This is a genomic window from Longivirga aurantiaca (assembly GCF_042660085.1).
Taxonomy (GTDB): Bacteria; Actinomycetota; Actinomycetes; order S36-B12; family CAIYMF01; genus Longivirga; species Longivirga aurantiaca.
Map to the genome: position 1 here is coordinate 306871 of NZ_JBHSTI010000002.1, position 22126 is coordinate 328996.

Genomic DNA, 22126 nt, shown 5'->3' on the forward strand with positions numbered 1-22126 from the left:
AGGGGACGATCAGTCTCAGCGGTCAGGGGTGACCGGCTGGCGCCGTTAGGCTTGCGCCCGTGACCCTGCGCCTGCACGACACCGCCACGAGGGCGGTCCGCGACTTCGTCCCGCTCGAGCCGGGCCGGGCGTCGCTGTACCTCTGCGGCGCGACCGTGCAGGCGGCGCCGCACGTCGGGCACATCCGGTCGGGCATCAACTTCGACGTCCTGAGCCGGTGGCTGCGCGCGAGCGGCTACGAGGTCACCTTCTGCCGCAACGTCACGGACATCGACGACAAGATCATCGCCAAGGGCGAGGCGGAGGGCCGGCCCTGGTGGGCGGTCGCGACCGAGTTCGAGCGCGAGTTCGGCTGGGCGTACGACGTCCTCGGCTGCACGAGGCCGACCATCGAGCCCCGGGCCACCGGCCACGTGCCGGAGATGATCGAGCTCATGGAGGCGCTGATCGCCTCCGGGCACGCCTACGCCACCGGGTCGGACGTCTACTTCGACGTGCGCTCGTTCCCGGAGTACGGCGCCCTCTCGGGCCAGCGCCCGGACGAGATGCAGGCCGCCGGCGACTCCGCCGGCGACTCGCGCAAGCGCGACCCGCGCGACTTCGCGCTGTGGAAGTCGGCGAAGGAGGGCGAGCCCTCCTGGGCCACCCCCTGGGGCCGGGGTCGGCCTGGTTGGCACCTGGAGTGCTCGGCCATGGCGGGCAAGTACCTCGGCGACGCGTTCGACATCCACGGCGGCGGGCTCGACCTGATCTTCCCGCACCACGAGAACGAGATCGCGCAGTCCCAGGCGCTCGGCCACTCGTTCGCTCAGTACTGGCTCCACAACGCGTGGGTCACCACGAGCGGCGAGAAGATGAGCAAGTCGCTCGGCAACTCCTTGCTGGTCAAGGAGGTCGTGAACCGCGTGCGACCGATCGAGCTGCGCTACTACCTCGTCTCGGCGCACTACCGCTCGATGATCGAGTTCTCGTTCGAGGCGCTCGAGGAGAACGCCGTCGGCTTCCGTCGGCTCGAGGGCTTCGTCGAGAGGGCGGCCGACGCGCTCGGCATCGCGACCGTGGACGTGGACGGCTCGGCGCGCGCGGCAGCGTTCGACGCCGCGATGGACGACGACCTCGGCGTTCCGCAGGCCTTGGCCGTGCTGCACGACACCGTGCGCGAGGGCAACGGCGCGCTCGCGTCCGGAGACCTCGAGGCCGTGCGCGTCACGCTCGTCTCGGTGGTCGCGATGCTCGACGTGCTCGGCGTGAACCCGTTCGCTGCTCCGTGGAACGAGGGTGGCTCCGGCGACGACGAAAGGCTGCGCGCCGCGGTCGACCACCTCGTGGTCGGCCTGCTCGAGTCGCGCGCAGCCGCGCGCGAGAACAAGGACTGGGCCGCGGCCGACGCGATCCGGGACCAGCTGAAGAGCGCAGGGATCGTCGTGGACGACACCGCCGGCGGATCCCGCTGGTCGCTCGCCGACGGGAAGGTCGACTGATGGCCGGCAACAGCCAGCGCAAGGGTGCGATGCGCAAGGAGGGCACCAAGAAGGGGCAGGTCGTCGGCAGCGGCGGCCAGCGCCGTCGCGGCCTCGAGCCGAAGGGCCCGACGCCCAAGGCGACCGAGCGCACCAAGCACCCTGCTGCACGGCGTACCCGGGCGGTGGAGAAGAAGGCCGAGGCCGAGGCGAAGAAGGCTCCGGCTCCCCGCTCCGGCGCTCGCGGCGGCACGTCCGTCCGCGCGAGCAAGGACGGCGTCGAGATGGTCTTCGGCCGCAACTCCGTGCTCGAGGCGCTGCGTGCGGCCGTGCCCGGCAAGGCGCTCTACGTGCAGCAGTTCCTCGAGAGCGACGACCGGGTGCGTGAGGCGTTCACGCTCGCGGCCGAGCTCCACCTGCCGATGCTCGAGGCCCAGCGGTCGCATCTCGACAAGATGACGGCCGGCGCGGTGCACCAGGGCCTCGTGCTCGAGGTGCCGCCGTACAAGTACGCCGAGGCCTCGGACCTGCTCGACCGCGCCGCGGCCGCCGGTGAGCCCGCGCTCATCGTCGCGCTCGACGGCATCACCGACCCGCGCAACCTCGGCGCCGTCGTGCGCTCCGCGGCGGCGTTCGGCGCGCACGGCGTGCTGGTGCCCGAGCGGCGCGCCGCCGGGATGACGGCGTCGGCCTGGAAGACCTCGGCCGGCGCGGCCGCGCGCGTGCCGGTGGCCCGTGCGACCAACCTGACGCGCGCGCTCAAGGCGTACGCCGAGGCGGGCTGCTTCATCATCGGCCTCGCCGCGGGCGAGACCTCGCTCGACGACCTCGACACGGACCTGTCGACGGGCCCGATCGTGGTGGTCGTCGGCAGCGAGGGCGAGGGCCTGTCGCGCCTGGTCTCCGAGGCGTGCGACCTCATCGTCGGCATCCCCATGACGAGCACGACGGAGTCGCTCAACGCAGGCGTCGCTGCCAGCGTGACGCTGTACGCCGTCAGCCACGCGCGCCGCAACGCCCGCTGACCCTGCGCATCACCGCGCTTCCCGTCGTGGGCAGGCGCATACTCGGCCCATGGGCAGGGTCGAGCATGCGTCGTGCGGGTACAGCGAGTACGCGCCCGGGTGCTCCGACTGGGAGTGCCTGGTGCACCGGCTCGACGTCGCGACGTTCAAGGGCTGGCCGACCGAGGCGCTGCAGGCCCGGCTCGACGAGTCGCTCTCGGCCGCTCTTGACGAGCTGGTCTCGACCGCGCGGTCTCGGCGCGCCCACCCGAGCAGCCGGACGAGGGGCTGACGCCCGCCGGGCCGGTCAGCGGGCTGGCTCCGCCTCCACCTCGTCTTGCGCGGCCGTCTCGCGTCGAGGGTTGATGCGGTCGCCGAGGAGCGGGAAGACGAGCACCGACAGCGCACCGGCGCCGACGAGTGCGGCGGCGTTCTCGGGCAGCATGACGCCCGCGCCCACCTGGATCGTGGTGATGGCGACGAGCAGCGGGAGGCCCGTGGCGATGTACAGCGAGAACTGCCAGCGCTCGCGGGTGTCGGGCAGCGCGTACCGGTAGAGGACGTACTGCGGGAGGCCGCGCACCAGCAGCAGCAGCGCGAAGAAGAGCAGGAGCCGCAAGGGGTTCTTCGCGATCGAGGCGATGTCGAGGTTGGCGCCGCTGACGATGAAGAACAGAGGGATGAAGAAGCCGAAGCCGATCGCCTCGACCTTGGGCAGGAGCCGGTTCCCGGCGTCAGGCGGCGAGTAGCGGCGCAGGATCACGCCGGCGACGAAGGCGCCGAGAACGGCGTCGAAGCCGAACGACGCGGCGATGGTCAGGAGGAAGAGCAGGAGGACGACGGTCCAGCGGACGGCGGTCTGCGAGCTCGTGTGGTGGCTGCGGTCCATGAGCTCGCGTACGCGGGTGGACATCAGGTGCCCCGGAGCACGCCAGACGAGGTAGGCGAGCACCGCGAACACCGCGAGCACGAGGATCGTGATCCACATCGACTTCGAGCCGAGCAGCAGCGCGATGGCGAGGATCGGTCCGAACTCGCCTGCCGCACCGCCGCCCATGAAGAACTGGCCGAACGGAGTCGAGAGCTGCCCGCGGTCGCGCACGACCGGCAGCAGCGTGCCCATCGCCGTGGTGGTGAGCGCGATGGCGATGCCGACGAGGTCGTTGACGACCCCGAGCTCCCACAGGCCCCACACCACGACGAGCGCGATGACCAGCGACACGACCCACCCGCTCGCGGCGAGCCGGCCGGAGCGGCCGCGGATGGTCGACTGCTCGAGCTCGTAGCCGGCGAGGAAGAAGAGGAGTCCGAGGCCGAGCTCGTTCATGAGCTGGACGCTCTCGTCGATCTCGATGAGGCCGAGGACGTTGGGGCCGAGCAGGATGCCGAAGCCGAGCAGCAGCACCACCTCGGCGACGCGCAGGCGGAGCAGGCCCACCACGAGCGGCACGCTGGCCGCGACCAGGCCGATGATGAGCAGTGACACGAGCTCACGCTCGAGGGTCTCGCTGGTGGCGAGCAAGGCGGTCAGGCTGTGCGCGTCCACGGCGTCCCTCCGACGGAGCGGGTGCTGTCGGGGTCGAGGCTAGGGGACGTCGCGGACCCCGTGTACGCCGGTCGGCGATCCGGAGGGAGCTGCAATCCGAAGCGCGCACCGGTTGAAACGGTTACGCGCCAGGGGATTGCGGCCTCAGGGCAGGTCGAGCTCGCTGAGATCCATCTCGGTCGTCTCCTCGAAGCGCACACCCATCGTGTCGCTCGGTGTGCCGAGCCGCTGGCCGAGCACGGCTTTCTCATCGGGCTTGTCGACGAGGACGGTGGCCACGTAGTCGGCCGCGGCCTCCCAGATCGTGACGTCGCGCTTCAGCCGCTCGCCCATGAACCACCGGTGCTCGAGGACCTCGTGGTAGATCTCGGCCGGCTCGAGCTTGCCGCGCAGGTCCGCCGGCACGACGCCCGTCACGGGCTCGAACCGCTCGGCCACCCAGCGGTGCGCGACGAGCTCCTCGGACTCGTCCGTGAGCGCCTCCTCGACGCGGTAGGTGTCGAGGTCGTTGAGGAGGCGGCGCGCCTGGTTCTCCTCGACGTCGAGGCCGGTGAGGCGCAGCAGGCGCCGCGAATGGTGGCCGACGTCGACGACCTTGGGCGTGACGCGCACGCAGTCGCCGGCCTCCTCCGACACGACCGAGAGCTCGGCGATGTCGAAGCCGAGGTCGTTGAGGCGGCGTACCCGTGCGTCGAGGGCGTGCCGGTCTCCGACGCTGATCGACACCGGGCCGGTGACCTCCTTCCACAGCGTCTCGTAGCGCTGGCGCACGATGTGCGAGGTCGCGATGGGGTCGATGCTCGGGTGCAGGCGGCCCGAGGCCTCGACGTCGAGCAGCTCGCCGGCCACGTTGACCTCGGCGGTCTGGAGGTCATACTCGCGCTGGCCGTCCGAGAGCTTGTCGTGCAGCTCGCCGGTCTCGGCGTCGACGAGGTACGCCGCGAACGCGCCGGCGTCGCGGCGGAAGAGGGTGTTCGAGAGCGAGCAGTCGCGCCACACGAAGCCGACGAGGTGCAGACGCACGATGAGGACGGCGAGGGCGTCGATGAGCCGGTGCATCGTGTCGGGCCGCAGCGTCGTGGAGAACAGCGCGCGATAAGGGAGCGAGAACTGCAGGTGCCGCGTGATGATCGCGGCGGGCAGCTCCTCGCCCTCGGGCGTCGTACGGCCGGCGACGATGCCGACGGGGTCGACGCACGGGACGTCGCGGCGTCCGAGCTCGAAGAGCAGGTCGTACTCGTGCCGCGCGATCGGCTCGACCGTCTCCTTCACGGCGTACACCGCGCCGGCCAGCTTGACGAAGCGGACGATGTGGCGCGAGATGCCGCGGGGCAGGGCCACCAGCGTCGACTCAGGCCACTCCTCGAGCGGCACCTCCCACGGCAGGAACAGCAGGTCGTGCTCGCCCGCCGCAGCGGTCACTCGCAGCGCCATGCCGCTCCTCCCGCTGTGGCACGAAGGGGGCCTTCAGCGCGACTCGGTGATGGGTAGGAATGTTGCGCTCTGAGCAACGAAGGCCCCCTTCATCGCACAGGCGGAGGGGGTGGCGGCGCGAGTGCGCGGCCACCCCCTCCGGTGCTCGATCAGGCGCCGAGGCGCTCGCCCGAGACGGCGTGGAACGTGTGCATGTGGTCGGAGTTGATCGCCACGTGCACGGTCTCGCCCTTGCTCGGCGGCACGCGGCCGTCGGTGCGGACGATGATGTCCTTGCTGGCGCCGTCGGCCGTCGAGACGTGGCCGTAGACGTAGGCGTCGGCGCCGAGGCTCTCGACGACGTCGACCTCGATCGGCCAGCCCTCCTCGGCGGACACCATGCGCAGGTCCTCGGGACGGAAGCCGATGGTGACCTCGCCCGAGCCGGCCGCAGCGGCGCGGCTGATCTCCGGCGCGAGCGGGATGAGCTTGGGAGAGCCCACCTTGCCACCGACGGTGGCGCCGCCCTCGGCCAGCGGGACCGTGAGCAGGTTCATCGCGGGCGAGCCGATGAAGCCGGCGACGAACACGTTGTTCGGGTGGTCGTACAGCTCACGCGGCGAGGCGCACTGCTGCAGGATGCCGTCCTTGAGCACCGCGACGCGGTCGCCCATCGTCATGGCCTCGACCTGGTCGTGGGTGACGTAGACGGTGGTGACTCCGAGACGGCGCTGCAGCGACGCGATCTGCGTACGGGTCTGCACACGGAGCTTGGCGTCGAGGTTCGACAGCGGCTCGTCCATGAGGAAGACCTGCGGGTTGCGGACGATCGCGCGACCCATCGCGACGCGCTGGCGCTGACCGCCCGAGAGCGCCTTCGGCTTGCGGTCGAGGTACTGCGAGAGGTCGAGGATCTTGGCGGCCTCGGCCACGCGGGTGGCGATCTCGTCCTTGCTCACGCCCGCGATCTTCAGGGCGAAGCCCATGTTGTCGGCGACCGACATGTGCGGGTAGAGCGCGTAGTTCTGGAAGACCATCGCGATGTCGCGATCCTTGGGCGGGAGCATCGTGACGTCGCGGTCACCGATGCGGATGGCGCCCTTGTCGACGTCCTCGAGGCCCGCGAGCATGCGCAGGCTGGTGGACTTGCCGCACCCGGAGGGACCGACCAGGACGAGGAACTCGCCGTCTGCGATCTCGAGGTCGAGGGCGTCGACCGCCGGGACGGTGGAGCCCGGGTAGATGCGGGACGCCTTGTCGAACGTGACTGTAGCCATAGCAGAGCCAAACCCTTCACCGGCAGGAACGTGCCGGACGATCCGTAGTGGAAGGACGCCGGACTACTGCCCGGCACCGCGAGAGTAACCGGTTGCGGCGCGCTCCGGTAGGCCTTCGCGGGGATGCCGCCGACGGGTGGGGCGCTAGGAGCGGGCGAGCCAGGCCGCGCGCTCGGTGGCGAGGAGTGCCAGCGCGTCGGCGACCACGTGGGGGTCGGGCACCCGGTGCTCGGCCCCGGTCACGCCCGGACCCACCTTGACGCCGACGTCGCCGGGGAGCAGGCGCTCGAACGCCGTCTCGTCGGTGAGGTCGTCGCCCAGGAACACGGTCGCGGTCGCGGTCGCACGGCGGCGCAGCACCTCGAGCGCAGCACCCTTGTCGGCGCTCACCACCGAGAGCTCGAGCACCTCCTTGCCGGCGAGGGCGACGACCCCGGGGAGCTGCGCGGGCCCGGCGCGCAGGGCGTCGAGCACCCGGGCCGCGTCGGTGCGGGCGGCTGCCCGGACGTGCACGGCGACACCTGCGGGCTTGGGCTCGAGGTCGACCCCGTCGACGCCCGCGGTGACCGACCGCACCGCGTCGATCAACGCGTCGCGGCGGGCCACGACGTCATGGTCGGGCTCGTCGTCGCCGAGCTCCGCCCCGTGGCTCCCGACGAGCAGCACGCCCTCCGGGAGGTGGCCGACGTCCGCGAGGTCGCGCAGGGCCCGGCCTGACACGACGGCGACCGTCGTGTCGCGCAGAGCGGTGAGCAGGCCGAGCGCGTCGAGCGAGGGGGTAAGGGCGCGGGCGTCGTCGCGATGGGCGACGATCGGCGCGAGCGTGCCGTCGAAGTCGCACGCGACGAGCAGGTGAGCCGCGCGGGACGCCGTGCTTAGGGCCTCACGCAGCAGCGGCTCGACCGCGCCGGTGCTCATCGGTTCTGCTCCGACTCCTCGAGCGCGTCGAGGAACGACGCCGCCCATCGTGCGACGTCGTGCTCGAAGAGGTGCTCGCGCATGGCCTTCATGCGCATCGAGAGGTCGGCCGGGTCGTCGCGCATCGCGTCGACGAGCGCCTGCTTCACGCCCTCGGCGTCGTACGGGTTCACGAGGAACGCGTCGGTCAGCTCGACCGCGGCCCCCGCGAACTCCGACAGCACGAGCGCCCCGGTGCCGTCGGTGCGGGACGCGACGTACTCCTTGCACACGAGGTTCATCCCGTCGCGGTACGGCGTCACGAGCATGACGTCGGCCGCGAGGTAGAACGACACGAGCGTCTCGCGGTCGAACGGCTGGTGCAGGTACTGGATGGGCGGCGCACCGATGAGGCCGTGGTCGCCGAGGGCTCGGCCGACCATCAGCTCGATCTCGTCGCGCAGGCGCTGGTAGTCCTCGACGTTCTCGCGGCTCGGGGTCGCGATCTGCACGAAGACGGCCTCGCCGGGCTCGATCGTGCCGCCCTCGAGCAGCTCGGTGAAGGCCTTGAGGCGTACGTCGATGCCCTTGGTGTAGTCGAGGCGGTCGACGCCGAGGATGACCCACCGCGGGTTGCCGAGCTTCTCCCGGATCTCGATCGCGCGGTCATGGATCTCGGCCGTGCGCGCCATGGCGTCGTACTCGCGCGTGTCGATGGAGATCGGGAAAGCGCCGACCGTCACGCGCCGTACGCCGGAGGCACGGGAGGAGTCGGGCACGTCGACGCCGGTCTCGTCGAAGTCGAGACCGAGCAGGCGGCCGGTGATGCGCAGGAAGTTCGCCGCGCCTCCGGGCGTGTGGAAGCCGACGAGGTCCGAGCCCAGCAGGCCCTCGATGATCTGCTTGCGCCACGGCAGCTGCAGGAACAGCTCCTCGGGCGGGAACGGGATGTGCAGGAAGAAGCCGATGCGCAGATCGGGGCGCATCTCGCGCAGCATCTGCGGGACGAGCTGCAGCTGGTAGTCGTGCACCCACACCGTGGCACCCTCGGCGGCCAGCTCGGCGGCACGGCGCGCGAAGCGGCGGTTGACCGCGACGTACGGCTCCCAGTGGTGGCGGTGGTAGACCGGCGTGGCGATGGCGTCGTGGTATAGCGGCCAGATCGTGGAGTTGCTGAAGCCCTCGTAGAAGCCCTCGAGCTCGTCGCGGCCGAGCTCGACCTCGGACAGCGCGCACGGGCCGACGTCGTCGGGCAGGGGCTCGAGCTCGCGGCCGAGGTCCTCGGTGGAGTACGGGTCGGGCGCGAACCGACCGGACCACCCGATCCACACGGCGTCGTGCTCGCGGAGCACGGGCTCGAGCGCGCTGACGAGGCCACCGGGGGAGCGGTTCCAGGCGGTGGTGCCGTCCGCATGCTCCTCCGCCGACACCGGCAACCGGTTGGCGATCACGAGCAGGTCATGGGAGGCGGTCATCTCATGACCGTAGATGCTCCGCGCACGGCGTGGTCAAACCTCGAGGTGCCCGCTGAGCGGGCGGGTGTGGGATGTCCCACGATCACGTCACGCTGCGTGCACCCGCGTTCACCCGAGTGCCTCGAGCAGCGCCCGCAGCGAGGCGATGCCGTCGTGGACGTCGGTGAAGCGCGTGGTCAGCGGCGCGAGGCCGACCCGGACGCCGTCGGGGTGGCGGAAGTCGGGGATCACGCCGCGGTCGGTGAGCGCCTGCGTCAGCGCGAGCGCATCCGGGTGCCGGAGCGTCACGTGCGCCCCGCGCTGGGACGGGTCGCGCGGTGTCGCGACCTCGACGCCGAACGGCGCGAGCCACGAGTCGGCCAGGTCGATGCAGTACGACGTCAGCGCGGTCGACTTCGCCCGCACGGCGTCCATGCCGGCCTCCTCGAGCAGCGCGACGCCGGCGTCCACCGCGGCCAGCGCGATCGCGGACGGCGTACCGGTCATGAACCGGCGGATGCCGGGCGCGGGGGCGTAGTCGCCGGTCATGGCGAAGACGTCCTCGTGCCCCATCCATCCCGGGATCGGGTTGGTCATCGAGCCGTGGTGCCGCGGTGCGGCCCAGATCCACGCGGGTGCACCCGGGCCGCCGTTGATGAACTTGTACGAGCACCCGACGGCGAAGTCGGCGCCGGATCCCGGGAGGTCGAGCGGGACCGACCCGCCCGCGTGCGAGCAGTCCCAGACGACGAGGGCTCCCTCGTCGTGCACCGCGCGCGTGATGGCCCCGATGTCGGCGAGCGCGGCCGACCGGTAGTCGACGACGGACAGCAGCACGACGGCCACGTCGTCGTGCAGCGCCGCCGCGACGTCGTTCGCCGTCACCGGCGAGACCGGGAACGGCACCGACGGATCCAGCGGGCCCAGCCACTTCACCGAGCCGCTGCGCGATCGTGCGACCTCGGCGGCCACGTAGCGGTCGGTGGGGAACTCGCCGCGGTGCGCGACGACGGTGGACCGGTCGGGCCGCATCGACATCGCCGCGCCGAGCACCTTGTAGAGGTTGACCGTGGTGTTGTCGCAGACGACCGTCTCGCCCGGCCCTGCGCCGAGCAGAGCCGCGCCCAGCCGGTCCCCGACCTCGAACGGCCGGTCCATCCAGCCCTCGCTCCACGAGCGGATGAGCCGGTCGCCCCACTCGCCGTGGACGACCGTGGAGATGCGGTCGGCCGTCGCGGCGGGCAGCCGGCCGAGCGAGTTGCCGTCGAGGTACACGACCGCCGGGTCGGGGATCTCGAACCGGAGCCGGAACCCGGCGAGCGGGTCAGAGCCGTCGAGGCTCTCGGCGTACGTGCGCGACGTGGCTTCGGTCATGGGCAGAGGCTGCCACGAACGCGCCGCCCACGTACGACGTCAGCCGATGGCGCCCGAGGCGCCGTCGGACCGCGGTGCCGCCGGCTTCGCCGGGCGCAGAGGCATCCCTGCCGAGCCGACGACCTTCTCGCCCGGAAGCGCGAGCACCCGGCGCGCGACGAGGAACGTGTGCGAGCCCTCGTTGGGGAAGCCCCAGAAGCGCTCGACCTTCGCGACGTCGCCGCAGGAGTTGGTGTGCAGCATCCACTCGGCGCCGGACGTGTCGGCGCCGAGGTACATCACGACGTGCTTGTAGGGGCAGCCGCCCTGCGGGCACGTGTCGTAGAGGACGAGGTCGCCGGGGCGCAGCGCGGTGGGTGAGACCTTCGCGTAGTGCGGGTCGAGCGTGACCCGTCCCACGGCACCATGTTGCGCGTGGACGGCGCCCACGTGTCGCCGGCCGTGGCCAGGCCCGCGCCCTCGGCGTACGCGCGGGAGACGAACGACGAGCAGTCGGCGCGGAACGGCAGCATGCGGCCCGCCCCGCCGCAGGCGTACGCCGCACCGAGGTGCTGGAACGCCCAGGTCACCGCGAGAGCGGCCTGCGGCGTCGCCGCCTCCGTGATCGCCGTGGCGCACAGGGCCGCCGCGCCGACGAGCTCCGCGCCGTCGCGAAGCGTCGCCGGGACGTCGGCGGTCGGGCAGCCCTCAGGGCCGACCTGGACCTGCGGCGCGACGAGGCCGAGCCGTGACAGCTGCGCCTCGGCCCGCCGCTCGCCGTCCGCTCATCCGTCGTCCCCCGGCCTCGCGCCGCCTCGCGGGACGACGAGTTCACAGATCCCGCGACGGGCGAGGGGGCAGGAGGCCGTCGAGAAGGGCGGCGAGGCCGTGGTCGAACTGCGTGTCCGTGACCCAGTCGGTGCGGGCGAGGTCGGTCTGGGCCGCGAGCATGTCCTCGCTCGGGGTCGCGCGTTCGGCGTACCCGCCGAGCGAGCCCGGGAACGCGCCGTCGACCCGGCGGGGTGCGGCGAACACCCCGAAGCCGAGCGCGTAGATCGAGACGGCGTCCCACGCGCGGGTGGCGTCGTCGACGGAGAGGCCGAGCTGCACGAAGGCGCTCAGCGCGCGCTCGCCCATGCGGTACGCCGCCGGCGTGAGCGAGGGCCGCAGGACGAGGGCCGGGACGAGCGCGGGGTTGTCGACGACCTGGTCGCGGATCCCCCGTGCGAGGCGCTCGAGCGCAGAGCGCGGCGCGACGCGCGGGCCCGGGATCGGCACCCGTGCGGTGAGCAGGTCGAGCAGCCCGTCGAGCAGGTCGTCCTTGTCCTGCACGTGGCGGTAGAGCGCCATCGGCACGACGCCGAGACGCTGCGACAGCGCCCGCATCGACAGGCCGTCGGTGCCCTCGGCGCGGATGAGCTCCCACGCCTCGTCGAGCACGCGCTCGCGGGTCAGCGTCTGCCGCGGCTTCTTCGGGTCGCTTGACATGTGTACACCGTACACTCCACACTCGCTCCTGTGAATGTGTACGCCGTACACATCGGACTCAAGGAGCTCGTCGTCATGGTCAGCAAGCCCTGGCTCTTCGCCCTCACGTTCCTCGCCTTCCCGCCTGCGGGGCTCCTCGCCCGCGCCGTGGTGGGACCTGTCGACTCGGTCACCGCCGGCCTCGTCGGGGGTGCGATCGTCGGGCTGGTCGTCGGTGCCGCGCAGTGGCTCGTCCTGCGGACGGTCGTCTCTGCCTGGTGGATCGCGGCCACGACGGCGGCGGTGGGCATCGGCCTCGCCGTCACCGCCGGGCTCGGCCTCGTGAGCACCGACCGATCCGACCTGCTCGCCATCGGCCTCGTCACCGGCGTGCTGGTCGGAGCCGCGCAGGCCCTGGTCCTGCCGGCCCGGCTGCGCGTGGCCTGGGGCGCTGCCGTGGCCGTGCTCTGGCCGCTGGCGTGGCAGGTGACCGCGCTCGTCGGCGTCGACCTCACCCAGGGCTGGGCGGTCTTCGGCGCCTCGGGCGCGCTGGTCTACTCGGCGTCGCTCGCCGGCCTCCTCGCGCTCGCCGGCCGCCGCATGGCCGTCGAGGCGACGGCATGAGCGCCGCGGTCGTCCTCCTCGTCGCCGTACCGATCCTGTTCAACGCGGCCTTCGCCGAGCTCGGACGCACGTTCTCCTACCCCGATGTCCTGCGCCGTCCCGCCGCCGAGGTGATGGAGCGCGTGCGCGCCGGTGGATCGGCGCTCGCCCTGCGGTGGTGGGCCTTCCTGCTGTCGGCGCTGCTCATGGTGCCGCTGGCGGTCCTCACCACCGACGCCGTCGGACTGCGCGGGGGATTCGCGCAGCTCGTGACCACCGTCGGCGTGCTCGCCGCCGTCGTGCAGGTGCTCGGCCTCGTGCGCTGGGTGCAGGTCGTGCCGTGGCTCGCGGCCCGGCACGAGTCCGCGGACGACGCGGGCAAGGCCGTCCTCGAGTCCGAGCTCGCCCTGCTCAACCGTCTTCTCGGAGTCGCGGTCGGTGAGCACCTCGGCTATCTGCTGACGGGCGCCTGGACGGCGTTGCTCGGCCTCGGCCTGCTGTCGACGTCGCTCCCCGTCGCCCTCGGTGTCGCAGGCATCGCCCTCGGCGTGCTGCTCGTGCTGTGCTCGCTGGAGTTCGTCGCTCGTCCCGGCGAGCACGGATGGCGCGCAGCCGAGGCGGCTACGCCCTTCGTCTACATCGCGTGGTCGGTATGGCTCGTCGCCCTCGGGGTCCTGCTCGCCCTGGCCTGAGGCGGGCGAGCCGTCGGGTGCCGCTCGACTACCCTGGTCCGGCGCCCGACGGGCGCAGGCCGGCGTGGCGCAACTGGCAGCGCACCGCTCTTGTAAAGCGGTGGTTAGGGGTTCGAGTCCCCTCGCCGGCTCACGTGTGAAGTCCCGGGACATCGTTAACGGATGTCCCGGGACTCTGTTTGTCTCGGGGGTGTCTTCTTCCTGACTCCGCCGCGTTGCGGGCTGCCGGGCGCTGGTCCGGGTTTGCGTCCCAGGGGCTGGTAGTCCCGGTCGGGGTCGAGGGTGAGCTCGCGCAGGATCTCAGCGCCCCGGTGATCGCGATGTTCTGCAGGACCACCCGGGCGCCCGGCGACGCGATGTCGATCCCCTCGGTCAGGGCGCCGACCGTCGTCGACACGAAGCGGACGCCCTCGATGTACGTCGTCCCGTTCGGCGTCGCGTCCTTGAGGTAGGCACCGCGGCGTACGCCGGACACACCGTCGCGCACGTCGACCGTCCCGCCGACGATCACGACGTTGCGGCCGCCGATGATCGTGAGGCCCATCGTGTTCACGAGCGGCCGGTCGCGCGGAAGCGTGAGGATGTAGTCGCGCGTCACATCGAGCTTGATGCTGACCGAACCTTCGGGGAACGCCATCACCTGAGGGTTGCTGAGCGCGGGGGGCGAGAAGCGCAGGGCGGCGTCCGAGACGGGTCCCGGGGTCACGGGCGGGGTGCCGGGCGCCCACGTGGTCGGCGCCGGTGACGGGGTGGGCTCGTACGACGGCGTCTGCGACGGCGTCGGCTCAGCACTCGCCGACGGCGTCGGCTCGGGAGTGGGTGCCTCGGTCGGGAACTCGGTCGGGAACTCGGTCGGGACGGGCGTCGGGTCCGGCGTGAACTCGATCGGCACGACGGGGACGTCGACGAGCGTCTCGTCGCTGGGTGTTGTGTCGGTGGGCGCCTCCGAGCCGCTCGGGCTCGGTGTGCCGTCCGCTTCCAGCGGCGGGAACCACGGCGTGAACGCAGACGTGGCAGCGGGGTCGAACGGCTGGTCGAGCCCGTCCACCACGACCTGGCCGCTGCTGGTCGTGGTCACCTGCACCGGGTCCGCTCCGGGGCCGGAGACGTCGGACCCACCCGGGCCCATCGTCGCGTCGTCGGCCGAGGCCGTGCCGCTGGCTCGGTAGAGGCCGTCGGCACCCATGGCCTCGGTCTGCGGCGCACCCGGTACGCCGGTCAGCACGCCACCCACGGCGCGGGCCGCGTCCGACGCACCGGTTCGCACCACCGGGATCGCCATCATCGCGATCGTCAGCACCGCGATGGAGGCGAGAATCGGCGCGGTTAGGCGGATCCGCGGGCCCGACGCCGCGTGCCGGGGCCCGCCGACGCGCTCATGCGCGCCGCGGACGACGGCCGCCTCGTGACGACCGCGGGGCGCCGATCCTCGGCGTACCTCGTGCACGAGAGCTCCTCCGGGCGGGGCTGCTGGTGGCCGCGACGTTAGGCCGAACGGGTGAACGGAAACCGAACGGAGGAAGGCGCTGGGAGGTAGTCGCGCCGAGCCCTCAGCGAGCCCCGCGGCGATTCCCGCGCTCGGCCCTGGGCCCCGTCGCGCTAGCGTCACGGGGTGGCCACGGACAGCAACACGGCGACGTCGAGCGTCGCCGACGTCGCCGCGATCCAGCAACGGACCGTCCGCTCGTTGTCGGCGGCCGCCGTGGCCGGGGGCATCGCGGTCGCGGGGTCCATCCCCGCGGGCGCCCTGATCGCCGCCTCGCTTGCGGACGAGGCGGTCGCCGGTCTCGCCCAGACCACGGGTGTCATCGGGGCCGCAGCCCTGGCGCTTCCGCTGGCGCGCATCGCGTTGTCCCGCGGGCGGCGGGCCGCCCTCTCGCTCGGCTACGGCCTCGGCGCACTCGGGGCGGTCTTCGTCGTGGTCGCGGGAGCCACGCGGTCGCTCCCGCTCGTCTTCCTCGGTTCGTTCTTCGTGGGCGTCGCCTCCGCCGCCAGCCTTCAGGCGAGGTACGCCGCCACCGACCTCGCCGTGCCGTCTCATCGCGCGCGGGCGCTCGCGATCGTCGTGTGGGCGGGCACTGTCGGCGCGGTCCTCGGCCCGAACCTGCTCGAGATGTCGGGGCGGGCAGCGGTGGAGCTCGGACTTCCCCAGCTCACCGGCCCCTACCTCGTCGCAGCGCTCATGTTCGGTGCCTCCGTGGTCGTGCTGCAGCTCTTCATGCGACCGGACCCCTACCTGCTCTCGCGGTCGTTGGCAGCGGAGGCGTCCGGGGTGCAGCTGCCGAAGGCGAGCCTGCGCGACGGGCTGCAGCATCTGCGACGGCATCGTCGGGCGGTGCTCGGCGTGACCAGCGTCTCGCTGGGCCACGTGGTGATGGTCATGGTCATGGTCATGACACCGGTCCACATGGCGCACGTGGACGTGTCGTTGAACCTCATCGGGCTCGTGATCTCGGTGCACGTGCTCGGGATGTACGCCTTCTCGCCCGCCGTCGGCTGGCTCGTCGACCGGTACGGCAGGGTGCCGATGATCCTGGTGGGAGCCGCCATCCTGCTCGTCTCCTGCGTGGTGTGCGGGCTCGCACCGTCCGACGCCGTGCCCGTTCTCGCGGTCGGCCTGTTCCTCCTCGGGCTCGGCTGGTCGTTCACCCTCATCGCCGGGTCGACCCTCGTGAGCGACGACGTCGAGGAGAACGAGCGCCCGTCGGTGCAGGGCCTGTCCGACCTCTGCATGAACCTCGCTGCGGCCGTGGGCGGGGCGATCGCCGGCTTCATCGTCGCGGGGTCGTCGTACGCCGTGCTCTGCGCCGTCGCAGTCGTGCCCGTCCTCCTCCTCGTCGCGATGGCCGCGAGCCCGGCCATGCGCCGACCCGCGGCGCCGGTGTCGTGACCGCGATCCCGTTACGCGTGCCGCAGGCAGCCAGCGCCGTGCGGCCGACCTGGGACGGCCTGCCGGCCGAGGTGCGCCACGCCATCGAGGAGTGCGCGGGATCGTCTGTGCGCCAAGCGGTTTCGCAGGGCGGCGGATTCACCAGCGGGTTTGCGAGCCGCCTCGAGCTGGAGGACGGACGACGCCTGTTCGTGAAGGCAGCGACGTCCGAGCAGCACGTCTTCGCCCGACCGTCGTACGAGCGGGAGTCGGCGGTGGTGCGGGGGCTTCCGGCTGCCGTTCCTGCACCGCGGGTGCTCTGGACGCGTGATCTCGGCGCATGGTTCGTGGCTGCCTTCGAGGACGTCGAAGGCCGGCATCCCCTGCGGCCGTGGGACCCGTCGGAGCTGTCGGCGGTGGTCGACCTGTGCGTGCTGCTCGCCGACGAGCTCACGCCCGTGCCTGAGGCGCTGCCTGCGCCCCACCCGCTGACGGAATGGGACGACGACTTCTCGTTCTGGCGTCGCCGCTCCTCCGGCGACCAGGCGGCGCTGGCCGTGCCGCTCGCGGAGGGGTGGGCGCCGCTGGTCGGCGACCTCGCGGCCGCCGAGGCGTCGTGGACCGTGCGGTGCGCGGGGACGACGGGCCTGCACTTCGACCTGCGCGACGACAACCTCCTCGTGCGGCCGGACGGCTCGGTGGTCGTGTGCGACTGGAACCACCTCACCCTCGGGGCCGCCTGGCTCGACCTCGCGGCGCTGCTCGTGTCGGTGCACGGGGACGGCCTCGACGCCGACACGCTGTGGGCGGCGAGCCCGCTCACCGACGGCGTCGACGAGGACGCGCTGGTCGCGTTCCTTGCTGCTGTCGCGGGCTTCTTCGTGGACGTCGCGGCGCAGGAGGAGGTGCCGGGATCGCCGTACCTGCGCGAGCACCAGGCCTGGTGGCGCGATGCGTCCCTCTCCTGGCTGGACTCCCGGCTCCAGGGCTGAGCGCCCGCCCCGACGGGACCGTTCACGGATCCACCTCCGCCCGTTCACCCGGAGGTCGGCCTCCGGCATGCCCGGCTCGGCAGGCTGCGGTCGCCGCCGGAGCTCCGTCGGCTTCTCGACGTGCGCAAAGGGGGCGATCGCGTGTCCGCTCCCCGGTTCCGGCTCGTCCCGGGCGGCCGCCTGGTGCACGAGCCAGGCAGGGGAGGCGTCGGCTGGCGCCTCCTCGGGGCCAACAACCGGGAGCTCGGCCGGTCCGCCCTCGCCTACGCGGACGCCGAGGCGGCCCTCGCGGCGATCGGGGACGTCCGGGTCCTCGCAGCGGGCGGCGGGGCGCACATCGTGCACAACCCGACCACCGGCCGGTGGGCGTGGCACCTCATCACGGCCTATGACCTGGTGGTCGCGACGTCCGGGCGAGGGTTCCGGCACGAGCGCGAGTGCCGCTACAACCTCGAGCAGTTCCGTGCCCATGCGCCCTCGGCGACAGTCGTGGATGCATGACGTGCTCGGCCCCGCCGTTCGCTACAGGGCGCGCGAACCCGAGTCGCCGACGGTTCCGTCGGTGCGGACGAAGAACCAGGACCAGCCGGTGGAGCGCAGGCGGAGGTCGAGCACGCCGTACGTGCCGGAGATGCGCTTCACCGTGAATGGCCCGTAGCCCGTCGCGAAGCTGCGCAGCGACGCGCCGCCGGTGCCGACGACGAACGCCTGCACGCTGTGAGTGCTCGTGACAGGCACGCTCATGCGCTCGTAGTCGTGGTCGTGCCCCCAGAGGACGATCCTCACGTCGCGGTCGCGCGCAGCAGTGGCCCACATCGTCTGGGTGTCCGTGGCGTTGCGGTGCTCGCCCGTCGAGTAGCGCGGCCTGTGCCAGACCACGATCGTGGGGCGCCCGTTGTTGGCGGCGAGCGCCGACTTCAGGTACGCGATCTGCGTGCTGCTGCCGGCCTTCTCGCTGTCGAGGCCGATGACGGTCCAGGCGCCGATGCGGTGCGTCCACCACGTGACGCCGGTGATGCCGAAGTAGGCCTTGTAGCCGGAGGCCCCCGAGGTCATGTACTCGTGATTGCCAGGCACCGGCCAGGTGATGGCCTTGAACTTCCCGTACGACGGGTTGTAGTAGTTCGCGAAATTCGACTTCGACCCGGCGTTGTACGCCAGGTCGCCGAGGGCGATCAGGCGCTGCGGCTGACGCTTGGTGACGATGGCGGCGGTGCGCGCCTGCGCCCCGCCGGCGCTGGCGATGTCGCCGACCGCGACGATCCGGGTGCCGAGGGCGGACGTCGCCGCAGGGACGACAGCGCCGGGTGTGGCGGGAGCCGCTGACGCGACGCCCCCGGCAGTGGCGAGCAGAGCCAGGGCGGCGAGCGCGGCAGCGGTGCGCAGACGGAGCAGGGCGGTGGTCACGACGACTCCTCGGGTCGGACCGATCATTGCCCCGCAGGACCGCGCCTGTCCTCTGCCGGTCCGCATGACGGACTCGACGGGGCTGCGCGTTGTGGTCAGCGGCCGACCGTCTGGGCGACCGGCGTCCGCTGCTGTACCGGCGCGGGTCCTGCGTCGGCGGGATGGGCGAGGGCAGCGACGAGCCCCAGCGCGAGCAGCGGCGGTACGACGATCCGGACGGTGTCCCTCGTGATCCTCATGACGCATCTCCTTGACGTGGCGTCATGGCGGTGATCGGCGCGGGCTAGCCGTGGTCTCGAATCCCGTCCCCCGTACGGCGTAGAGGTACGCGGGCGAGGCCCTGCACCAGCGCGACGCCCGACAGCACGATCAGCGCTCCGACCGGCTGGTTCCACGTGAGCGCCTCGCCCAGGAGGAGCACGCCGGCGGCCGTGGACACCACGGGCATGGCGTAGGTCACCGAGGCGGCCACCACGCCGCCCGTGTCGGCGATCAGCCGGAAGTTCAGCAGGAACGCCCACCCGGTGCCGAGCACGCCGAGGAACACCATCGACCAGGCCGCCACCGGCGTGACGTCGGACGGTGCCGAGCTGAACAGCAGGGTCAGCACGCCGAGCTGCAGCGACGACATCAGCAGCTGGCCCGACATCAGCGACACGGCGGGTTCTGCGCGATGGACGAGACGCCGTCGCGTGTAGGGCATCCCGATGCCGTAGCAGGCGGTCGCCGCGATGCACGCGAGGCTGCCGAGCGGGTCGCCCCCGTTGCCGAGGTCCCAGAAGCCGAGCACGACGAGGGCGCCGAGGAAGCCGATCGCCAGGCCGACGAGCTTCTCGCGCGTGGCCTTCTCCCACGGCGTGATGAGCAGCCCGAACGCCAGCACGAAGAGCGGCGTCGCCGCGTTCCAGATGCCGGCCAGCACGGATGACACGCGCGTCTCGGCCCACGCGAACAACAGGTACGGAAGCGTGTTCAGCAGGAGGGCGACGACGGCGAGGTCTATCCACACCACCCGTCCGCGCGGCAGCCGCGTTCGGGTGGCCGCCGCGACGAGCAGGAGCGTGAGCGCGCCGAGGAAGCAACGCCCGAAGGCGACCTGCACCGGCTCGAACGACTCGAGCGCGAGCTTGATGAAGTAGAAGACGAAGCCCCACACGACCGTGAGACCGACCCACGCGCCCAGCCACTCGCGCGGCGGGGGCGTGTGCCGCTCGGCGGAGGGATGCGTGGTGGCCACCGGCACAGGCTGCCGTACGGCGGATCGCTCTGCCGGACCGGGCGCTCGTGCTCGTGTCGCACCGGGGCCAGGGCCCCGCGGCGAGAGGATGGCCGCGTGACCGAGACACCCCTCGCCCATCGGCGTCACACCTACGAGGACCGGTCCTCGATCGTCCTGTTCGCCGCCGCCGTGCTGTTCCTCGCCGGGCTCCTCGAGTTGATCGCAGGCGCGGGCGACACCGCGACCGGCAGCTTCCTCATCGCGATCTCGTGGGTCGTGTTCGCGCTCGACCTCGTCATCCGCATCGCGCTCGACGACGACAGGCGGGCCTTCCTCCGCAGGCACTGGTTCGAGGTGGTCGCCGTCGCGATCCCCTTCTTCCGGATCGGCATGATCGCGTACGTGTTCGTCCGGCTGGCCTTCCACCGGGGACGGCTCATCCAGCGCGTACAGGTCTACGCCGCGTACCTGACCGTGCTCATCGTCATCTTCGGCGCGGTGCTCGTGCTGGCGGCCGAACGCGACTACCCGGACTCGAACATCCACTCGTACGGCGACGCGATCTGGTGGGCTCTGGTCACGGTCACCACCGTCGGCTACGGCGACTACGTGCCGGTGAGCCCGACCGGGCGGGTCATCGCCACGCTCATGCTCGTCAACGGCGTGGTGCTCATCTCGGTCGTCACCGCCATCATCGCCGCGCGCTTCGTGCAGGACCCCGACCAGGGCGAGAACGCGGTCACTCTCGACGTGCTCGACGAGCGGCTCGCCCGCATCGAGGTCGCCCTCGCGCGCCTGCAGTCCGCTGGTGGCACCGACCCGGACGACCCGCCGGGCCAGGCCGAGGGCCATCCCTCCTGACGAGCCCGGCCCGGACCACCGGTCGGCCTCGTAGGGTCGGGGCATGGCCTTCACGCAGACCGCCCACGTGGTGCACGCCGTCGCCCTGCCCGACGCCGACCTCACCGAGTCGCCGCTCGCGCCCGACCAGGTGGTGTCTGGCGCCCCGGAGGTGCGGTTCCTCGCCCTGCACGAGAGCGACGACCTCGCGGTCGGGCTGTGGCAGCACTCGACCGGCGTGAGCACCGACGTCGAGGCCGACGAGGTCTTCGTCGTGCTGAGCGGTCGAGCCACGATCGAGATCGCGGACGGCCCGACGCTGGAGGTCGGCCCGGGCGACGTGGGGCTCCTCCCGGCCGGTGCGGTCACCCGCTGGACCATCCACGAGACCCTCCGCAAGGTGTACGTCGTCCGCCCCTAGGAGGGGCTCTGACCTGCGACGACGCAGCGGCGATCGAGCGCCGCCCGCACTCCGTGCACCCGTGCGGTGGACAGTCGGAGGACCCTTTCCCGGGGTGAATGACACGGGTGGGATTCGACCCGTAGAGTGGCCGCACGCACCCGGGCCGAAGGCGCGCGGGAGCGACCGCAGGACGCACGAGAGGGGACCGCCGCGATGGACGCCGCGCGCGCCGTAGGGAGCACGCAGAGCCGCGAGGTGCTCTCCGACCGCGACCGCGAGATCCTCGAGTTCGAGCGCCAGTGGTGGAAGTACGCCGGCGCCAAGGAGCAGGCGATCCGCGAGCTCTTCGACATGAGCGCCACCCGCTACTACCAGGTGCTCAACACCCTGCTCGACAACCCGGCCGCGCTCGAGGCCGACCCCATGCTCGTCAAGCGGCTGCGCCGCATGCGCGCCTCGCGCCAGCGCGCCCGGTCCGCCCGGCGTCTCGGCATCGAGCTGTAGCTCGGCCCTCGCCCCGGCAACCCGGAGGCTGCGATGACGACGAACGGCGACGATCCCGGCACAGGCGCACGCCCGCAGCCGGGCACGCCTCCCGACCCCACCCCCTCCGGGCCCGAGGACGTCCTCCCCGCCCGTCCCCCGGGACGCCGCGCCAAGCCGCCCGTCGAGGGCACGCCGTCCCCCCTCGGCCGGGTCCTGCTCCCCGTGGCCCTGCTCGTGGTCGCCGTCGTCGCCGTGCTCGCAGCCTGGGGCCGGCTGCAGGCGGACGAGTCCGTGGTGGCCGGCGGCCCGACCAGCCCGGCCGCCAGCCCGACCTCCTCCTCCTCCTCCTCGCCGTCGCCCTCGTCGTCCTCGCCCACCCCGAAGCCCTCGAAGACCACGACGCCCACCCCGACCCCGTCGGACACGCCGACCGAGAGCCCGAGCCCGACCGCGGTCGTCATCGACCGGTCGGTGCCGGTCACGGTGCTCAACGGCACGCGTCGCACGGGGCTCGCGGCCAAGGTCGCGGCCGACCTCAAGTCCAAGGGCTGGACGGTCGTATCGATCGGCAACTGGCGTGGGGGCGGCGTCGACACCACGACGGTGTTCGTCGACGGACGCGACGACGCCGCCGCCACGATGCGCCGCGACCTCAAGGCAGCTGACGCCACCGAGGAGCCGATCGGCGCCATGCGGACCAACCGCATCACGGTCGTGATCATGGACGATTACCCGACGAGCTGA

General features: G+C 72.2%; 24 protein-coding genes and 1 tRNA gene. 13 read left to right on the forward strand and 12 right to left on the reverse strand.

The annotated features are described in order from the left end of the window. The first annotated feature begins 59 nt into the window (after positions 1-59). From cysS to ACFQGU_RS01670, 3 genes are read left to right on the forward strand one after another with little or no spacing between them, the layout of a single operon-like run. Positions 60-1481, forward strand: coding sequence for a cysteine--tRNA ligase (cysS, locus tag ACFQGU_RS01660; protein ID WP_386763610.1), 1422 nt, complete (start codon positions 60-62; stop codon positions 1479-1481). Then, positions 1481-2485, forward strand: a complete 1005-nt coding sequence (rlmB, locus tag ACFQGU_RS01665; RefSeq protein ID WP_386763611.1) for a 23S rRNA (guanosine(2251)-2'-O)-methyltransferase RlmB — start codon at positions 1481-1483, stop codon at positions 2483-2485. The genes cysS and rlmB overlap by 1 nt, the downstream gene beginning before the upstream one ends. A gap of 49 nt (positions 2486-2534) precedes the next feature. After that, positions 2535-2756, forward strand: coding sequence for a hypothetical protein (locus ACFQGU_RS01670; protein ID WP_386763612.1), 222 nt, complete (start codon positions 2535-2537; stop codon positions 2754-2756). Positions 2757-2771: 15 nt separating this feature from the next. Here ACFQGU_RS01670 and ACFQGU_RS01675 read toward each other — a convergent pair whose 3' ends face one another. From ACFQGU_RS01675 to ACFQGU_RS01710, 8 genes are all read right to left on the reverse strand, one after another. Continuing rightward, on the reverse strand, positions 2772-4010 hold the full coding sequence (locus tag ACFQGU_RS01675; protein WP_386763613.1) for a cation:proton antiporter: 1239 nt from the start codon (positions 4008-4010) through the stop codon (positions 2772-2774). Positions 4011-4154: 144 nt separating this feature from the next. Further along, on the reverse strand, positions 4155-5444 hold the full coding sequence (locus ACFQGU_RS01680; protein ID WP_386763614.1) for a DUF4032 domain-containing protein: 1290 nt from the start codon (positions 5442-5444) through the stop codon (positions 4155-4157). 149 nt (positions 5445-5593) lie between these two features. Beyond that, the gene (locus ACFQGU_RS01685) at positions 5594-6700 is read right to left on the reverse strand and encodes an ABC transporter ATP-binding protein (RefSeq protein WP_386763615.1); all 1107 of its coding nucleotides are present in this window, start codon (positions 6698-6700) and stop codon (positions 5594-5596) included. A gap of 144 nt (positions 6701-6844) precedes the next feature. Next, positions 6845-7618 carry a trehalose-phosphatase gene (gene otsB / locus ACFQGU_RS01690; protein ID WP_386763616.1) on the reverse strand — a complete coding sequence of 258 codons (774 nt, stop codon included), beginning with the start codon at positions 7616-7618 and terminating at the stop codon, positions 6845-6847. After that, positions 7615-9072, reverse strand: a complete 1458-nt coding sequence (locus ACFQGU_RS01695; RefSeq protein WP_386763617.1) for an alpha,alpha-trehalose-phosphate synthase (UDP-forming) — start codon at positions 9070-9072, stop codon at positions 7615-7617. The genes otsB and ACFQGU_RS01695 overlap by 4 nt, the downstream gene beginning before the upstream one ends. 108 nt (positions 9073-9180) lie before the next feature. After that, a complete protein-coding gene (gene kynU, locus ACFQGU_RS01700; protein WP_386763618.1) occupies positions 9181-10425 on the reverse strand; it encodes a kynureninase in 1245 nt (414 codons plus the stop codon). A 39-nt stretch (positions 10426-10464) separates the two neighbouring features. Further along, on the reverse strand, positions 10465-10824 hold the full coding sequence (locus tag ACFQGU_RS01705; RefSeq protein WP_386763619.1) for a hypothetical protein: 360 nt from the start codon (positions 10822-10824) through the stop codon (positions 10465-10467). 411 nt (positions 10825-11235) lie between these two features. Beyond that, positions 11236-11892: a TetR/AcrR family transcriptional regulator gene (locus ACFQGU_RS01710; RefSeq protein WP_386763620.1), complete on the reverse strand. Its 657-nt coding sequence runs from the start codon at positions 11890-11892 to the stop codon at positions 11236-11238. A gap of 30 nt (positions 11893-11922) precedes the next feature. On the opposite strand from ACFQGU_RS01710, the gene ACFQGU_RS01715 reads away from it, so the two are divergent. From ACFQGU_RS01715 to ACFQGU_RS01725, 3 genes are all read left to right on the forward strand, one after another. Next, positions 11923-12495: a hypothetical protein gene (locus ACFQGU_RS01715; protein ID WP_386763621.1), complete on the forward strand. Its 573-nt coding sequence runs from the start codon at positions 11923-11925 to the stop codon at positions 12493-12495. Beyond that, entirely contained in the window at positions 12492-13166 is a 675-nt protein-coding gene (locus ACFQGU_RS01720) for a DUF4386 family protein (RefSeq protein ID WP_386763622.1), read from the forward strand. The genes ACFQGU_RS01715 and ACFQGU_RS01720 overlap by 4 nt, the downstream gene beginning before the upstream one ends. Before the next feature lie 58 nt (positions 13167-13224). Continuing rightward, positions 13225-13297 (forward strand) — tRNA-Thr (locus tag ACFQGU_RS01725). On the opposite strand, the gene ACFQGU_RS01730 is transcribed toward ACFQGU_RS01725, so the two are convergent. Beyond that, positions 13297-14451 (reverse strand): hypothetical protein, encoded by a 1155-nt coding sequence (locus ACFQGU_RS01730; RefSeq protein ID WP_386763623.1) that lies wholly within the window; start codon positions 14449-14451, stop codon positions 13297-13299. The two genes, ACFQGU_RS01725 and ACFQGU_RS01730, sit on opposite strands and share 1 nt — an antisense overlap. A gap of 327 nt (positions 14452-14778) precedes the next feature. Here ACFQGU_RS01730 and ACFQGU_RS01735 point away from each other — a divergent pair, with 327 nt between their 5' ends. The 3 genes from ACFQGU_RS01735 to ACFQGU_RS01745 all read left to right on the forward strand — a co-directional run bounded on the left by ACFQGU_RS01735 (position 14779) and on the right by ACFQGU_RS01745 (position 17528). Further along, on the forward strand, positions 14779-16056 hold the full coding sequence (locus ACFQGU_RS01735) for an MFS transporter (RefSeq protein ID WP_386763624.1): 1278 nt from the start codon (positions 14779-14781) through the stop codon (positions 16054-16056). Positions 16057-16073: 17 nt separating this feature from the next. Next, positions 16074-17027 carry a hypothetical protein gene (locus ACFQGU_RS01740; protein ID WP_386763625.1) on the forward strand — a complete coding sequence of 318 codons (954 nt, stop codon included), beginning with the start codon at positions 16074-16076 and terminating at the stop codon, positions 17025-17027. Positions 17028-17168: 141 nt separating this feature from the next. Further along, the gene (locus ACFQGU_RS01745) at positions 17169-17528 is read left to right on the forward strand and encodes a hypothetical protein (RefSeq protein ID WP_386763626.1); all 360 of its coding nucleotides are present in this window, start codon (positions 17169-17171) and stop codon (positions 17526-17528) included. A gap of 21 nt (positions 17529-17549) precedes the next feature. On the opposite strand, the gene ACFQGU_RS01750 is transcribed toward ACFQGU_RS01745, so the two are convergent. The 3 genes from ACFQGU_RS01750 to ACFQGU_RS01760 form a co-directional block, all read right to left on the reverse strand. Then, complete coding sequence (locus ACFQGU_RS01750) at positions 17550-18434, reverse strand: metallophosphoesterase family protein (protein WP_386763627.1); 885 nt, start codon at positions 18432-18434, stop codon at positions 17550-17552. A gap of 95 nt (positions 18435-18529) precedes the next feature. Beyond that, the gene (locus ACFQGU_RS01755; protein ID WP_386763628.1) at positions 18530-18673 is read right to left on the reverse strand and encodes a hypothetical protein; all 144 of its coding nucleotides are present in this window, start codon (positions 18671-18673) and stop codon (positions 18530-18532) included. A gap of 44 nt (positions 18674-18717) precedes the next feature. Next, positions 18718-19671, reverse strand: coding sequence for a DMT family transporter (locus ACFQGU_RS01760; RefSeq protein WP_386763629.1), 954 nt, complete (start codon positions 19669-19671; stop codon positions 18718-18720). Positions 19672-19767: 96 nt separating this feature from the next. Here ACFQGU_RS01760 and ACFQGU_RS01765 point away from each other — a divergent pair, with 96 nt between their 5' ends. The 4 genes from ACFQGU_RS01765 (at position 19768) to ACFQGU_RS01780 (ending at position 22126) form a co-directional block, all read left to right on the forward strand. Further along, a complete protein-coding gene (locus ACFQGU_RS01765; protein ID WP_386763630.1) occupies positions 19768-20514 on the forward strand; it encodes a potassium channel family protein in 747 nt (248 codons plus the stop codon). A gap of 43 nt (positions 20515-20557) precedes the next feature. Beyond that, positions 20558-20914, forward strand: a complete 357-nt coding sequence (locus tag ACFQGU_RS01770; RefSeq protein WP_386763631.1) for a cupin domain-containing protein — start codon at positions 20558-20560, stop codon at positions 20912-20914. Between the two features lie 195 nt (positions 20915-21109). Next, positions 21110-21400 carry a DUF3263 domain-containing protein gene (locus ACFQGU_RS01775; RefSeq protein ID WP_386763632.1) on the forward strand — a complete coding sequence of 97 codons (291 nt, stop codon included), beginning with the start codon at positions 21110-21112 and terminating at the stop codon, positions 21398-21400. A gap of 33 nt (positions 21401-21433) precedes the next feature. Then, positions 21434-22126, forward strand: a complete 693-nt coding sequence (locus tag ACFQGU_RS01780) for a LytR C-terminal domain-containing protein (protein ID WP_386763633.1) — start codon at positions 21434-21436, stop codon at positions 22124-22126.

Excerpts from the sequence above, each read along its gene's own strand:
- rlmB (WP_386763611.1), top strand. The coding sequence starts at position 1,481 with ATGGCCGGCAACAGCCAGCGCAAGGGTGCGATGCGCAAGGAGGGCACC.
- ACFQGU_RS01670 (WP_386763612.1), top strand. The coding sequence starts at position 2,535 with ATGGGCAGGGTCGAGCATGCGTCGTGCGGGTACAGCGAGTACGCGCCC.
- ACFQGU_RS01680 (WP_386763614.1), bottom strand. The coding sequence starts at position 5,444 with ATGGCGCTGCGAGTGACCGCTGCGGCGGGCGAGCACGACCTGCTGTTC.
- ACFQGU_RS01685 (WP_386763615.1), bottom strand. The coding sequence starts at position 6,700 with ATGGCTACAGTCACGTTCGACAAGGCGTCCCGCATCTACCCGGGCTCC.
- otsB (WP_386763616.1), bottom strand. The coding sequence starts at position 7,618 with ATGAGCACCGGCGCGGTCGAGCCGCTGCTGCGTGAGGCCCTAAGCACG.
- ACFQGU_RS01695 (WP_386763617.1), bottom strand. The coding sequence starts at position 9,072 with ATGACCGCCTCCCATGACCTGCTCGTGATCGCCAACCGGTTGCCGGTG.
- kynU (WP_386763618.1), bottom strand. The coding sequence starts at position 10,425 with ATGACCGAAGCCACGTCGCGCACGTACGCCGAGAGCCTCGACGGCTCT.
- ACFQGU_RS01710 (WP_386763620.1), bottom strand. The coding sequence starts at position 11,892 with ATGTCAAGCGACCCGAAGAAGCCGCGGCAGACGCTGACCCGCGAGCGC.
- ACFQGU_RS01720 (WP_386763622.1), top strand. The coding sequence starts at position 12,492 with ATGAGCGCCGCGGTCGTCCTCCTCGTCGCCGTACCGATCCTGTTCAAC.
- ACFQGU_RS01730 (WP_386763623.1), bottom strand. The coding sequence starts at position 14,451 with ATGATGGCGATCCCGGTGGTGCGAACCGGTGCGTCGGACGCGGCCCGC.
- ACFQGU_RS01755 (WP_386763628.1), bottom strand. The coding sequence starts at position 18,673 with ATGAGGATCACGAGGGACACCGTCCGGATCGTCGTACCGCCGCTGCTC.
- ACFQGU_RS01770 (WP_386763631.1), top strand. The coding sequence starts at position 20,558 with ATGGCCTTCACGCAGACCGCCCACGTGGTGCACGCCGTCGCCCTGCCC.
- ACFQGU_RS01775 (WP_386763632.1), top strand. The coding sequence starts at position 21,110 with ATGGACGCCGCGCGCGCCGTAGGGAGCACGCAGAGCCGCGAGGTGCTC.
- ACFQGU_RS01780 (WP_386763633.1), top strand. The coding sequence starts at position 21,434 with ATGACGACGAACGGCGACGATCCCGGCACAGGCGCACGCCCGCAGCCG.